Below are 13,198 nucleotides of genomic sequence, written 5' to 3' on the forward strand. Positions count from 1 at the left end.
GAGGGTCACTCCCACTCGATGGTGCCCGGCGGCTTGCTCGTCACGTCGAGCACGACCCGGTTGACCTCTTCGACCTCGTTGGTGATCCGCGTCGAGATCTGGGCGAGGACGTCGCCGGGGACGCGGGTCCAGTCGGCGGTCATCGCGTCCTCCGACGAGACCGGCCGCAGCACGATCGGGTGGCCGTAGGTGCGGCCGTCACCCTGGACGCCGACGGAGCGGACGTCGGCGAGCAGGACGACCGGGCACTGCCAGATCTCCTTGTCGAGGCCGGCTGCGGTGAGCTCCTCTCGGGCGATCGCGTCGGCGCGGCGCAGGATGTCGAGGTTGTGCTCGGTGACCTCGCCGATGATCCGGATGCCCAGGCCCGGCCCGGGGAAGGGCTGGCGGTCGACGATCGGGTCGGGGACGCCGAGCTCGCGCCCGACCTGCCGGACCTCGTCCTTGAAGAGCGCGCGCAGCGGCTCGATGAGCTTGAACTGCAGGTCGTCGGGCAGACCGCCGACGTTGTGGTGCGACTTGATGTTGGCCGCTCCGGTGCCGCCGCCGGACTCGACGACGTCCGGGTAGAGCGTGCCCTGGACGAGCCACTTGACGGGGTGACCGGACTCGTCGCCCTCGCCGACGACGTCGCGGGCCGCCTGCTCGAAGACGCGGATGAACTCGCGACCGATGATCTTGCGCTTCTCCTCGGGGTCGGTGACCCCGGCGAGAGCGCCGAGGAAGCGCTCCTTGGCGTCGACGACGACGAGCTTGACCCCCGTCGCCGCGACGAACTCCTCCTCGACCTGCTCGGCCTCGCCCTGCCGCAGCAGACCGTGGTCGACGAAGACGCAGGTGAGCTGCTCGCCCACGGCGCGCTGGACGAGCGCGGCCGCGACGGAGGAGTCGACACCCCCGGAGAGCGCGCAGAGCACGCGGTCCTCGCCGACGGTCTCGCGGATGAGCTCGACCTGCTCGTCGATGACGTTGTCCGCGGTCCAGTCGGGGCTCAGCCCGGCGCCGCGGACGAGGAAGTTCTCGAGAACCGGCTGGCCGAAGGTCGAGTGCAGCACCTCGGGGTGCCACTGCACGCCGTAGAGGCGACGCTCGTCGTCCTCGAAGGCCGCGACGGGCGCGCCGGAGGTGCTCGCGGTGACCCGCATGCCCTCGGGGGCCTCGGTCACCGAGTCGCCGTGGCTCATCCACACCGACTGCTCGGCGGGCTGGCCGTTGAAGAGGGTGGACTCCCGGTCGCTCACCTGCGCGCGGGTCGAGCCGTACTCGCGCAGCCCGGTCCGCTCGACGGTGCCGCCGAGCGCCTGGACCATCGCCTGGAAGCCGTAGCACATGCCGAAGACCGGGACCCCGGCCTCGAGCAGCGTGACGTCGAGCGAGGGGGCGTCCTCGGCGTAGACCGACGAGGGGCCACCGGAGAGGATGACGGCGGCCGGCTCCTTGGCGAGGATCTCGGCGACCGGCATCGTGTGCGGCACGACCTCGCTGTAGATCTTCGCCTCGCGCACGCGGCGGGCGATGAGCTGGGCGTACTGGGCGCCGTAGTCGACGACAAGGACCGGGGAGGTCTTCAGGGATTCCGTCACGCGCACAGGCTACCGGGGCGAGGGCACTCCCCCTTCGTCAACCTCAGGTGGTGAGCGGCGTGACCTCGCGGACGACCCGACGCTCCTCGACGAAGGCGACGAAGGGGATGCACGCGAGCAGCAGGGTGAGGATCATCCGGCCGACGGACCAGCCGACCTTGAAGCCGAGGTTGGCCGTCGCGACGGCGAAGACCATGAAGATCAGGCCGTGGACCGGCGACCACCACGAGAGCGCGTCGTTGCCCATGCCGTACTTGAGCACCATCTCGACGATGAGGACGAACATCGCCAGACCGGCGAGGATCGCCGTCACCCGGAAGACACCCAGGGCGGTCGCGATCGCCCGCGGGTCGGCGCTCGGGGCGCCCGTGCTCGGGCTCGGCGTCTGGCTCTGCGTCTCGTCGCTCACGTCGACTCCTCCAACTCCCTGGCGGGCTCGCCCGCCTGCTCCCGGCGTGCCTCCTGGCGCACCATCTTCACCCACATCCACACCGCGAAGACCGCGAACATCCACCACTGGAAGGCGTACATCACGTTGCGGAACTGCAGCGAGGTGTCCGGCAGCGGCGGCGGCACCCGCTCGAGGTCCTCGGCCGTCGCGCCACCGTCCTCGGTGACCGCGAAGGCGAAGCCGTTGTACATCTCGCCCGGCCACTCGTTGACCAGCTGGGCGATGTCGACGGACGTCAGCCGTCCGTCCTCGATGCCCCCGGTCTCGTCGGGGGCCTCCGGTGGCGCCAACGAGCCGACGAGGTCGATGGTTCCCCGCGGGGCCGAAGGGGGGTCCTCCCCCGTCGGCACGAAGCCCCGGACGACGGCAAGGTTGGCACCGGTGCCCTCGACGACGAAGCGGTCGAGGACCCAGTCGACGGCCTGCCCCTCGTAGCGCCGGTCGACGACGACGAGCGGCTCGCCGGCGTAGCGGCCGGTCGCCGTGACCCGCTGGCCCGACCCCTCGTCGGGGAAGGACTCGTGCGGCGCCATGACGTCCGCGAGCGGCCGCACCGGCCGCTCCTGCACCTCACGGACCGCGTCGGCCCGGGCCACGTCGTGGGCGACGGACCACTGCCACCGACCGGCGACGATGCCCAGGACCACAAGGGCCAGCGCCACCACGAGCAGCCCCAGCCAGCGGGGTCGAAGGGCGGTCCGGAGCACCCGGTCAGGCTACGTGAGCGATCTGGGCGCCCCTCATGCCCTCCGCACGGCCGGCATGGGCAGCGACACCTTCGAGCTCGTGTGGGTGAACTCGCGGACCGCCGGAGTGTCGGCCGGGACCGGGTCGAGCCGCCGGTAGGCATCACCCTGCGCGGGGCGCGCGTCGACGTCACCGGCGTTGGGCCACAGCGAGAAGGCGCGCTCGGCCTGCGCCGTGATCGTCAGCGAGGGGTTGACCCCGAGGTTCGCCGAGACGGCCGAGCCGTCGACGACGCTGATGCCCGGGTGGCCCCAGAGACGGTGGTAGGGGTCGATGACGCCGGTGGCCGGCGAGTCGCTGATGGGGGCCCCACCGAGGAAGTGCGCGGTGAGCGGGATGTCGAAGGCCTCGCTCCACGTGCCTCCCGGGTAGAAGGGGCGCCCGATGCGCTCGGCCAGCTTGGCGGCCAGGACTCGGATGCCCTCGTGCCCTGACGCGATGTAGGTCGGGTTCTCCTCGCCGTGGCCCTGCTTCGACGTCAAGCGGCGGCGTCCGCCCGGCCCGGTCGCCAGGTAGGTCGTCAGCGAGTTGTCGAGCGACTGCATGACCAGGCCGATGACCGTGCTGTCGGCGAAGTGGGTCCCCGGCGGGAACCACGCCTTGAGCGCCGGCAGGTTGCGCGGCAGGTCGGCGAGCAGCTTGGCCCAGCGCGGCGCGCGGCCGGTGCGCGGGGGCGCGAGCAGGGTCGTGAGCAGCCCCATCGCGTCCGAGCCGCGCCCGTAGCGCACGTTTTCGATGTGCGTGTCCGCATCGGGGTGGAAGGAGGAGGTGATGGCCACGCCCTTCGTCAGGTCGTGCTCCCCCTCCGGCGGGCTGTCGGCGAGCGCCCCGACGAGTGCCTCGGAGTTGGTCCGCGTCAGCTGACCGAGGAAGTCGCTGATCGCCGGCAGCTCACCGTCGGCCTTCATCTCGTGGAGGAGGTTCTGCGTGCCCCAGGTGCCGGCGGCGACGACGACCTTGCGCGCCGTGGTCACGCGAGCGCTCTTGTCCCCCAACGCATCCGTGGCCTCGTGGCGAACCCGATAGACCTCGTCGAACCCTTCGGTGCCGGGCACGACACCCACGCGGGTGACCGTGCGCATCGGCACGATCTGCACGCCGAGGCCCTCGGCGAGCGCGAGGTAGTTCTTCATCAGGGTGTTCTTGGCGCCGACCCGGCAGCCGACCATGCAGTTGCCGCACTCGGTGCACGTCGTGCGCGCCGGTCCGGCCCCGCCGAAGTAGGGGTCGGCAACGGTGCGGCCCTGCTCCTCGGCGGAGTCGTCGGCGCCGAAGAGCACGCCGACGGGCGTCTTGCGGAAGGTGTCCGCGACACCCATCTCCTGCGCCGCGTCACGCATCGCGTCCTCGACGACGCTCTCGCACGGGTTGGTGACGACGCCGAGCATCGTGCTCGCCATGTCGTAGTGCGGGAGCAGCTCGGCCTGCCAGTCGGTGATGTGCCCCCACTGCCGGTCACGGAAGAAGACCTCCGGCGGCACGTAGAGGGTGTTGGCGTAGTTGAGCGAGCCACCGCCGACGCCCGCGCCGGCGAGGATCATCACGTCCTTGAGCATGTGGATGCGCTGGATGCCGTACATGCCCGCCTTGGGCGCCCAGAGGAAGTTCTTCAGGTCCCAGCTGGTCTCGGCGAAGTCCTCGTCGGCGAAGCGCCGGCCGGCCTCGAGGACCGTCACCCGATATCCCTTCTCCGCAAGACGAAGGGCGGCGACCGAGCCTCCGAAACCGGATCCGATGACCAGGACGTCGGTGTCGGTGGTCAGCTCTGCGTTCACTTCATCCCTGCCATCTTCATCAGCTTCAGCCCGGCCGTCAGGGCCTTGGCATAGGTCTTGTCGCTCATGCCCAGTGCCGGGGCGATGGGCAGGAGGTACTGCGCCGCGACGGTCTGCGCCTCCGTGTACTTGAGGATCCCCTCGGCGCCGTGGCGGCGCCCCATGCCGGAGTCCTTCATGCCGCCCATCGGGGCACCCATCGAGCCCCACGCGGCGGCGTAGCACTCGTTGATGTTGACCGTGCCGGTCTTGACCCGCTGGGCGATGCGCCGGCCACGGGCCACGTCCTTGGTCCAGACCGAGGAGTTGAGCCCGTAGGAGGTGTCGTTGGCCAGGCGCACGGCCTCGTCGTCGTCGGCGACGCGGTAGACCGCCACGAGCGGGCCGAAGGTCTCGTCGTCACGGCACTCCATCGCGGCGGTGACGCCCTCGAGGACGGTCGGCTCGTAGACATAGGGCCCGATGTCGGGTCGGTGCCGACCACCGGCGAGGACGGTCGCCCCCTTCGCCACCGCGTCCTCGACGTGCCGGGTGACGGTGTCGAGCTGGCTCTGACTGACGAGCGAGCCCATGTCGTAGCCGAACTCGAGCCCGGTGCCGATCGTCATCGCGTCGACCGCCGCGACGAAGCGCGGGACGAACTCGTCGGCGATCGCCTCGTGGACGAGGACGCGCTCGGTGGAGATGCACAGCTGACCGGCGCTGGAGAAGCACGCGCGCACGGCGCCCTCGACCGCGCGGTCGAGGTCGGCGTCGTCGGCGATGTAGACGGAGTTCTTGCCGCCGAGCTCGAGGCTGAAGGAGACGAGGCGCTCGGCCGCGGACACGGCGACGCGGCGGCCGGTCGGGGTCGAGCCGGTGTAGCAGACGTAGTCGGCGGTGTCGACGACCGCCTGGCCGGCCTCCTGACCCGGACCGAGCACGACCTGCAGGACACCCTCGGGCAGGCCGGCCTCGGCGAGCAGCTCGACGGCGGCCAGCGCGGTGACCGAGCCCTGCTGGTCGGGGCGCAGGACGACGGCATTGCCCGCCATGAGCGCGGGGATGGCGTCGCTGATGGCCAGGCTCAGCGGGTAGTTCCACGGGGAGACGACGCCGACGACGCCCTTGGGCAGGTGGTCGACGCGGGTCTGGGTGAGCACCGGGTAGGCGCCGGCGACCTTGCGGCGGCGCAGGTGCGACTCCGCGGTGCGGGCGTAGTAGCGCGACGCGAGCGCGACGTCGATGACCTCTTCGAAGGCCTGCTTGCGCACCTTGCCCGACTCGATCTGGACGAGGTCGAGCAGCTCGACCTGCTTCGCCAGCACGAGGTCGTGGTAGCGCAGGAAGATCCGGCGTCGCTCCTCGTGGGAGGTCGCCGCCCACCGCGGCTGCGCGGCCCGGGCCGCGGTCATGGCACGGGAGACGTCCTGCACGGTGGACTGCGGCAGCACCGCGATCGGACCCCCGGTCATCGGCGAGGTCCGGGTGAAGGTCTCGGCCGTCGGCGACGCGACCACCCTGCTCGCCAGCCGCCGGGCCCGCCCCGGGTCGACCGCATATGTGGCGGTGGGGTCGAGGTCAGGGTCAGCGATGATCTCCGAGGTCATTACCCCACGGTAACCGGGGGCCCCCCGACCCGCCAGAGGTGGCCCGTGGGCGAGACGCACGCCACCCCGGTCCCCGAGACGGAGGCCGCCCGGGCCGACGCCACGCCACGACGCCGTTGCTCCGTACGACGAACCGCATCTCCCCCGCCAGCGCCCTCGGTCGGCGCCGCGCCCTACGCCGTTGCTCCGTACAACGGTCCGCAGCTCACCCCACCCAGCACACCCGGCCGGCCGGCCAGCGCTTCGCCGTTGCTCCGTGCTCTGAGCCGCCGCTCACCGTACGGAGCAACGGCGTACGCAGTCATCGCGCCCGACGTTCCGCCCATCGCCGGCATGCGGCTCAGAGTACGGAGCAACGTCAGGGTCTCGAAGGCCGCACGACCTTAAGGAAATGCGAAACCGGTCCGCACGCGCCCTTCGAGACGCTTGCTGCGCAAGCTCCTCAGGGATCGTCAGACCACCCCGGTCAGCTCGGCTGGTGCGGGGCGACGACGACCTCGATGCGCTGCAGCTCCTTGACCTCGGTGTAGCCCGTGGTCGCCATGGCGCGACGCAGGGCGCCGATGAGGTTGGTCGTGCCGTCGGCGACCCGGCTGGGGCCGAAGAGGACCTCGTCGAGGGAGGCGACGGAGCCGACCTCGACGCGGGCGCCACGGGGCAGCTCGGGGTGGTGGGCCTCGGCGCCCCAGTGGTAGCCGCGGCCCGGGGCCTCGGCGGCGCGGGCAAGTGCGGCACCGAGCATCACGGCGTCCGCGCCGCAGGCGATCGCCTTGACGATGTCGCCGCTCGTGCCGAGGCCGCCGTCGGCGATGACGTGGACGTAGCGGCCACCCGACTCGTCGAGGTAGTCGCGGCGGGCGGCGGCGACGTCGGCGACGGCGCTGGCCATCGGGGCGTGGATGCCCAGGGCCTGGCGGGTCGTGTGGGCCGCTCCCCCGCCGAAGCCGACGAGCACGCCCGCGGCACCGGTGCGCATGAGGTGCAGGGCCGCGGTGTAGCCGGCCGCGCCACCGACGATGACCGGCACGTCGAGCTCGTAGATGAAGCGCTTGAGGTTGAGCGGCTCGCTGCGGCTGCTCACGTGCTCGGCCGAGACGGTCGTGCCGCGGATGACGAAGAGGTCGACGCCGGCGTCGACGACGGTCTTCCAGTGCTGCTGGGTGTTCTGCGGGCTGAGCGCGCCCGCGACGGTGACGCCGGCGGCGCGCAGCTGACGCAGCCGCTCGGTGATCAGCTCGGGCTGGATCGGCGCGGAGTAGATCTCCTGCATGCGCGCGGTCGCCATCACCGGGTCGAGCGAGGCGATCTCCGCGAGCAGCGGCTCCGGGTCGGAGTAGCGGGTCCACAGCCCCTCGAGGTCGAGCACGGGCAGTCCGCCCGCCTCGCCGAAGGCGATGGCCGTCGCCGGGGACATCACCGAGTCCATCGGGGCCGCGATGACCGGCATCTCGAAGTGGTAGGCGTCGATCTGCCAGTCGAGGGAGACCTCCTCGGGGTCGCGCGTGCGCCGGCTCGGCAGCACCGCGATGTCGTCGAAGGAGTAGGCCCTGCGGCCGCGCTTGCCTCGGCCGATCTCGATCTCGTTCACCCGCCCAGCCTAAAGGGCTTGGCCCTGCGGACCAGAGGGCGCATACTTGCTTGGCCGACGCATGCATCTATCCGCGCGCGGCCAGGGTGGCGACGAGGCCGCCGCCTCCCCCCTTCGCACCATCCCAGGAGACTCCTGTGTCCGTATCCACCCATGACCCCTCGCTGCCACAGGAGTACCCCGACAAGATCGACGCCGCCGTGCTCAAGATCGCCGGTGTCGTGGTGCTCGGCTCGATCATGTCGATCCTCGACATCACGGTCGTCAACGTCGCCCTGCCGCACTTCCAGACCGACCTCGCGACCGGTCCGGAGCCGCTGCACTACTCCACCGTCGCGTGGACCGTGACCGCCTACACGCTGGCCCTGGCCACCGTCATCCCGCTCACCGGGTGGGCCGCCGACCGCTTCGGCACCAAGCGGCTCTACCTCGCCGCCATCGCCTTCTTCGTCGCCGGCTCCGTGCTGTGCGCCTTCGCCCCGTCGATCGGCATGCTCATCGGTGCCCGCGTCGTCCAGGGCCTCGGCGGCGGCATGCTCATGCCGCTCGGCATGACGATCATGACCCGCGCGGCGGGCCCGGACCGGATCGGTCGCCTCATGGCGATCCTCGGCGTCCCGATGCTCCTGGGCCCCATCGGCGGCCCGATCCTCGGTGGCTGGCTCATCGACAACGCCCACTGGCTCGGCCGCCCGAGCTGGACCTGGATCTTCCTGATCAACCTGCCCCTGGGCATCATCGCGCTCGTCTACGCGGCCATCGCGCTGCCCAAGGACCACACCGAGCCGACCGAGTCGCTCGACGTCGTCGGCCTGCTGCTCATGTCGCCCGGCCTCGCGCTCTTCCTCTACGGCGTCTCCTCGATCCCCGAGGAGGGCACGGTCAACTCGCCCAAGGTCTACGGCACCGCCCTCGCCGGCCTCGTGCTGATCCTCGCCTTCGGCTGGTGGTCGATGCGCCCCAAGCACCCGCTGCTCGACCTGCGGCTGCTCGCCAACCGGCAGTTCTCCATCGCGGCCCTGACGATGTTCCTCTTTGCCGCGGCCTTCTTCGGCGGCCTGCTGCTCATGCCCACCTACTTCCAGCAGGTGCGCGGTGAGAGCACGACCATGGCCGGCGTCCTGATGATCCCGCAGGGTCTGGGCGCGCTGCTGACGATGCCGATCGCCGGCATGCTCGTCGACAAGTACCCCGTCGGCCGCATCGTGCCGGTCGGCATCGCCCTGATCACCGGTGGCATGTTTGCCTTCACCCAGCTGTCCGCCGACGCGAGCTACTGGGGCTTCATCATCCCGGCGCTCTTCGTCATGGGCCTGGGCATGGGCGCGACGATGATGCCGCTGATGACGAGCTCGCTCAAGGCGCTCACCGCCCACCAGGTGGCCCGCGGCTCGACCCTGCTCAACATCACCCAGCAGGTCGCGAGCTCCTTCGGCGTCGCCATCGCCTCGGTCGTCCTCACGCGCGGCTTCGAGGACCGCCCGCTCATCGGGCAGGCGCAGGTCTTCGCCGAGGAGAGCGCCAAGGCGAGCAGCCCGGGCGCCGTCCAGCAGCTCCTCGCGAAGCTGCCCGAGGTCGCCCAGATCATGGGCCAGTACGCCTCGGACCCGCAGGCCGGCGCGGCCGCGCTCATGCACGCCGTGCGCGTCGACATGGCCGAGGCCTTCGCCGCGACCTACTGGGTCTCCGCCTTCATGTGCCTCGCGACCCTCGTCGTCGCGGCCTTCCTCCCGCGCAAGCACGAGGAGAGCCACATGCTCGACGAGGAGCCGGGCGAGAGCGCGCCCGTCCTCATGCACTGAGGCTCTGCCCCACCCCAGACGAAGGGGGTCGCTCCCGGTGTCGGGAGCGACCCCCTTCGCCGTGCTCGGAAGTTTTTTTGCAGACCACGCAACCGGCCGCACCCGACGCACGTCTGGTGACATGACGCGGGCCACAGGGGACCGCAGCATCAGGGGACAGACACATGAAGCACGTGCGCACCACCACGACGACCGCCATCACCCTCGCGCTGCTCGCCACCGGCTTCGCCGGCAGCGCGCAGGCCGCCGACTCCGGGACCGGCGCGGCGCCCGATGCCTGCGCCGGGGTCGCCGGCTGCAAGATCGTCAGCCGCGCCGACATCGACGGTGACGGCACCGCCGACTCCGTGGGCCTGAGGACCTCGCCCGACGGGACGGGCAAGGTCACCACCCGCGTGGTCACCGCCGACGGTGAGCGCCTGCAGACCACGACCGAGACGAGCCGGAGCATGACGACGGCGAGCGAGCACTACCGCGGCGCGGCGCGCATCGACGGCGTGGACGGCTACGAGATCGTCGTGCTCACCGACCTCGGCGCCCACACCGCCTACTACCAGGTCATCACCTACCGCGACGGGCGCCTGACGACGCTCAAGGACCCGCGCAACCGGTGGCGTTGGGTCACGGACGGGTCGGTCTGGTCCGACTTCGGCTACCAGCGCACGACGACGGCATCCGGTGCGCCCAAGATGATCGCCCGTGAGGCCGTCGACAACGACCGCGACGGCGACTTCACCCAGGTCTCCTACTCCGCCGGCTGGAAGTACGGCGGCTGGTACCGGATGGGTGTGCTCACCAAGAAGGACGTCAGCCCGAGCATCGCCCACCGCTACACCGGCTGGAACGTGCCCTACCTGCCCAAGGGCCTCTGACGGTCTGGGCCCGGCAGTCGGGTCAGGCGGCGAAGGGGGCGACGACGGGGGTCCGGAATCCACACCGGGCCCCCGTCGTTGGGCAGGATGGACACCACGACGAGGGAAGGAACCCCGCATGCCGAAGTTCAAGAACGTCGCCGTGATCATCACCGCCGCCGAGGCCGCCCGTCAGTGGGCGCACAACAACCCCGAGCAGGCCGCCAAGTTCATCGACACGGCCACCGGCTTCGTCGACAGCCGCACGAAGGGGAAGTACACCTCCCAGATCGCCGGCTTCTCCTCCATGGCGAAGAAGAACCTCACCGGCAGCGAGACCGTGCGCAGCTCGACGGTCCACCCCGACGGCCGACTCTGACCTAGACCTCCGTGGCCTCGAGGACCCGCATCACGTTGCCGTGCGCGAGGGCCTCGAGGTCGCTGCGGCTCCAGCCCCGCTCCCCCAGCGCGCCGAGCAGGCGCGGATAGCTAGCGACGTCCTCGAGCCCGACCGGCGTCTCGTCCACCCCGTCGTAGTCGGCGCCGATGCCGACGTGCTCGATGCCGACCACCTCGCGCAGGTGCTCGAAGTGCGCGACGACGTGCTCGATCGTCGCGACCGGGTCCGGCACGACGTCGGTGCGGCCGAGCACCTCGTCGGCGCGGGCCTGGTTGACGAACTTCGGCACGACATTGGCCATGACGACCCCGCCGTTGCCCGGGATGCGCTCGAGGACATCGTCGGGCACGTTGCGCGGGTGGTCGCACACGGCCCGGGCGCCCGAGTGGCTGAAGAGCACCGGCAACCGCGTCGCGTCGAGCGCGTCGTGCATCGTCTCGGCGCTCACGTGGGACAGGTCGACCATGACCCCGAGGTCGTTCATCCGCGCGACGATCTCGCGCCCGAGGTCGGTCAGCCCGCCGTGCACCCGCTCGTCGGTCGCCGAGTCGGCCCACGGGGTGTTGTCGTTGTGCGTGAGCGTCATGTAGCGCGCGCCGCGGTCGGCGAAGTTGGCGAGGTGCTGCAGCGAGCCGTTGATGCTGTGCCCACCCTCCATGCCGATGAGCGCCGCGTGCCTGCCCTCGGCCCACGCGGCGCGGACCTCGGCGGCCGTGCGCGCCGGCACCATCTCCTCGTAGCGTCGGCACATCGCCTCGACGAAATCGATCTGCTGGTGCGTCGCGACGACCGCGTCCTCACCCTCCATCGAGCACGGCACCCACACCGACCACAGCTGGGCGGCCAGACCCCCTTCGCGCATCCGGGGCAGGTCCGTGTGCAGGTGCGGCTGTGGCTCGGCGATGTCGCAGGCCTCGAGGTCGTAGGCCGCCACCTCGCGGTGGTGCCAGGGCAGGTCGTTGTGGCCGTCGAGGACGCGGATGGGCTCGCTGCTCGTCGTCATCGCTCCAGTCAACCATCGTGGCCCGAGCACACGTGCAGGGCCGCCAGCCGGCACCGCTGCGGTGTGGGGCACCACCACATTGCCCGAAGGGGGACGCCTCGCCACGGTGGTCCGCACCAGTGACACCGGCGTCACCGAGGCCGCCGGTGCGAGATCAAGGAGAGCGTCACATGCGTGCACTTCGGGTGGTCGTCGGTTCGGTCCTGCTGAGCGGGGCGATGGTCGCCGCGTCGGCGACGAGCTCCTCGTCCGCGCCACCCGGGGCGGCGGGGTCCGGGGCGGCCGGGTCCGGGGCAGCCGAGGCCGGGGCGACGGCGAGCGCGGCTGGGTCCCTCACCCAGGTGACCGGCTTCGGGACCAACCCCGGCAACCTCGCGATGTACGAGTACGTGCCGGCCGGACTGCCGGCCGGGGCGCCCACGGTCGTCGCGCTGCACGGGTGCACCCAGTCGGCTGCGGCCTACCACCAGGGGTCCGGGTGGTCTCAGCTCGCCGACGAGTACGGCTTCGCCGTCGTCTACCCGCAGCAGTCGTCGGGCAACAACGCCAACTCCTGCTTCAACTTCTTCGAGGCCGGCGACACCACGCGCGGTCAGGGCGAGGCCGCCTCGATCGCGCAGATGGTCACGCACGCGCGCTCGTCGCACTCGCTCGGCAGCGACAACACCTTCGTCACCGGCCTGTCCGCCGGCGGCGGGATGACGTCGGCGATGCTCGCGACCTATCCCGATCTCTTCGCCGGCGGGTCGGTCGTCGCCGGCCTGCCCTTCCGGTGCGCGACGTCGATGGTCGACGCCTTCGGGTGCATGAGCAACCCGCCGGACAAGACGCCGCAGCAGTGGGGCGCGCTGGCGCGGGACGGATATCCGGGCCACTCCGGTCCCCGCCCGAAGGTCGCGGTCTGGCACGGCACGTCGGACACGACGGTCGTGCCGGCCAATGCCCGCGAGCTCGTCGACCAGTTCACCGACGTCGCCGGGGTCTCGCGGACCGCGACCGAGACGACGACACTCAGCGGTGGCACGACCCGACGCGCCTACGGCGACGAGGTCGTCGAGTACTCCGTGCAGGGCATGGGCCACGGCACGCCGGTCGACCCCGGCAGCGGTGCCGACCAGTGCGGCCAGGCGGGCGCCTACTTCCTCGACACGATCTGCTCCGCGCGGCACGACGCGGCCTTCTTCGGCATCAGCGCCCCGGTCGACCCGGGCGACCCCGGTGACCCCGACCCGGAGCCCGGCGCGTGCGTCACCGCGAGCAACTACGACCACACCGTGGCCGGCCGCGCCCACCAGTCCGGCGGGATGACCTTCGCCAACGGCTCCGGCGACGCCATGGGCCTGTGGAATGTCTTCACCACGACCGAGCTCGAGGAGACCGCTCCCGGCTACTGGAAGGTCGGCTGCTGA

Annotated in this window: 11 protein-coding genes; 4 read left to right on the forward strand and 7 right to left on the reverse strand. The window is 71.3% G+C overall.

The annotated features are described in order from the left end of the window. Positions 1-5: 5 nt before the first annotated feature. From guaA to NMQ01_RS12020, 6 genes are all read right to left on the reverse strand, one after another. Entirely contained in the window at positions 6-1,583 is a 1,578-nt protein-coding gene (gene guaA, locus NMQ01_RS11995) for a glutamine-hydrolyzing GMP synthase (protein ID WP_192910702.1), read from the reverse strand. Between the two features lie 43 nt (positions 1,584-1,626). After that, entirely contained in the window at positions 1,627-1,992 is a 366-nt protein-coding gene (locus tag NMQ01_RS12000) for a DUF3817 domain-containing protein (protein ID WP_255184160.1), read from the reverse strand. After that, positions 1,989-2,741 carry an SURF1 family protein gene (locus tag NMQ01_RS12005; protein ID WP_255184161.1) on the reverse strand — a complete coding sequence of 251 codons (753 nt, stop codon included), beginning with the start codon at positions 2,739-2,741 and terminating at the stop codon, positions 1,989-1,991. Before NMQ01_RS12005 ends, NMQ01_RS12000 begins: the two co-directional genes overlap by 4 nt. Positions 2,742-2,774: 33 nt before the next feature. Continuing rightward, positions 2,775-4,556 (reverse strand): FAD-dependent oxidoreductase, encoded by a 1,782-nt coding sequence (locus tag NMQ01_RS12010; RefSeq protein ID WP_303707886.1) that lies wholly within the window; start codon positions 4,554-4,556, stop codon positions 2,775-2,777. Next, positions 4,553-6,145 (reverse strand): succinic semialdehyde dehydrogenase, encoded by a 1,593-nt coding sequence (locus NMQ01_RS12015; RefSeq protein ID WP_255184162.1) that lies wholly within the window; start codon positions 6,143-6,145, stop codon positions 4,553-4,555. The genes NMQ01_RS12010 and NMQ01_RS12015 overlap by 4 nt, the downstream gene beginning before the upstream one ends. Before the next feature lie 466 nt (positions 6,146-6,611). Continuing rightward, the gene (locus tag NMQ01_RS12020; protein ID WP_255184163.1) at positions 6,612-7,733 is read right to left on the reverse strand and encodes a GuaB3 family IMP dehydrogenase-related protein; all 1,122 of its coding nucleotides are present in this window, start codon (positions 7,731-7,733) and stop codon (positions 6,612-6,614) included. Between the two features lie 137 nt (positions 7,734-7,870). Here NMQ01_RS12020 and NMQ01_RS12025 point away from each other — a divergent pair, with 137 nt between their 5' ends. The 3 genes from NMQ01_RS12025 (at position 7,871) to NMQ01_RS12035 (ending at position 10,765) form a co-directional block, all read left to right on the forward strand. Further along, the gene (locus NMQ01_RS12025) at positions 7,871-9,535 is read left to right on the forward strand and encodes a DHA2 family efflux MFS transporter permease subunit (protein ID WP_255184164.1); all 1,665 of its coding nucleotides are present in this window, start codon (positions 7,871-7,873) and stop codon (positions 9,533-9,535) included. 164 nt (positions 9,536-9,699) lie between these two features. Then, positions 9,700-10,407 carry a hypothetical protein gene (locus tag NMQ01_RS12030; protein ID WP_255184165.1) on the forward strand — a complete coding sequence of 236 codons (708 nt, stop codon included), beginning with the start codon at positions 9,700-9,702 and terminating at the stop codon, positions 10,405-10,407. A gap of 118 nt (positions 10,408-10,525) precedes the next feature. Next, positions 10,526-10,765, forward strand: a complete 240-nt coding sequence (locus NMQ01_RS12035) for an antitoxin (RefSeq protein ID WP_255184166.1) — start codon at positions 10,526-10,528, stop codon at positions 10,763-10,765. A 1-nt stretch (position 10,766) separates the two neighbouring features. Here the strand turns inward: NMQ01_RS12035 and NMQ01_RS12040 are convergent, their stop codons facing one another. After that, positions 10,767-11,789 (reverse strand): dipeptidase, encoded by a 1,023-nt coding sequence (locus NMQ01_RS12040; RefSeq protein WP_255184167.1) that lies wholly within the window; start codon positions 11,787-11,789, stop codon positions 10,767-10,769. A 170-nt stretch (positions 11,790-11,959) separates the two neighbouring features. Here NMQ01_RS12040 and NMQ01_RS12045 point away from each other — a divergent pair, with 170 nt between their 5' ends. Next, positions 11,960-13,198: a PHB depolymerase family esterase gene (locus NMQ01_RS12045; RefSeq protein WP_255184168.1), complete on the forward strand. Its 1,239-nt coding sequence runs from the start codon at positions 11,960-11,962 to the stop codon at positions 13,196-13,198.

The organism is Janibacter sp. CX7, from assembly GCF_024362365.1.
Taxonomy (GTDB): domain Bacteria; phylum Actinomycetota; class Actinomycetes; order Actinomycetales; family Dermatophilaceae; genus Janibacter.

What these genes read in the sequence shown, in the direction of transcription:
- NMQ01_RS12015 (WP_255184162.1), bottom strand. Translation starts at nt 6,145, where the DNA reads ATGACCTCGGAGATCATCGCTGACCCTGACCTCGACCCCACCGCCACA.
- NMQ01_RS12030 (WP_255184165.1), top strand. Translation starts at nt 9,700, where the DNA reads ATGAAGCACGTGCGCACCACCACGACGACCGCCATCACCCTCGCGCTG.
- NMQ01_RS12035 (WP_255184166.1), top strand. Translation starts at nt 10,526, where the DNA reads ATGCCGAAGTTCAAGAACGTCGCCGTGATCATCACCGCCGCCGAGGCC.
- NMQ01_RS12040 (WP_255184167.1), bottom strand. Translation starts at nt 11,789, where the DNA reads ATGACGACGAGCAGCGAGCCCATCCGCGTCCTCGACGGCCACAACGAC.
- NMQ01_RS12045 (WP_255184168.1), top strand. Translation starts at nt 11,960, where the DNA reads ATGCGTGCACTTCGGGTGGTCGTCGGTTCGGTCCTGCTGAGCGGGGCG.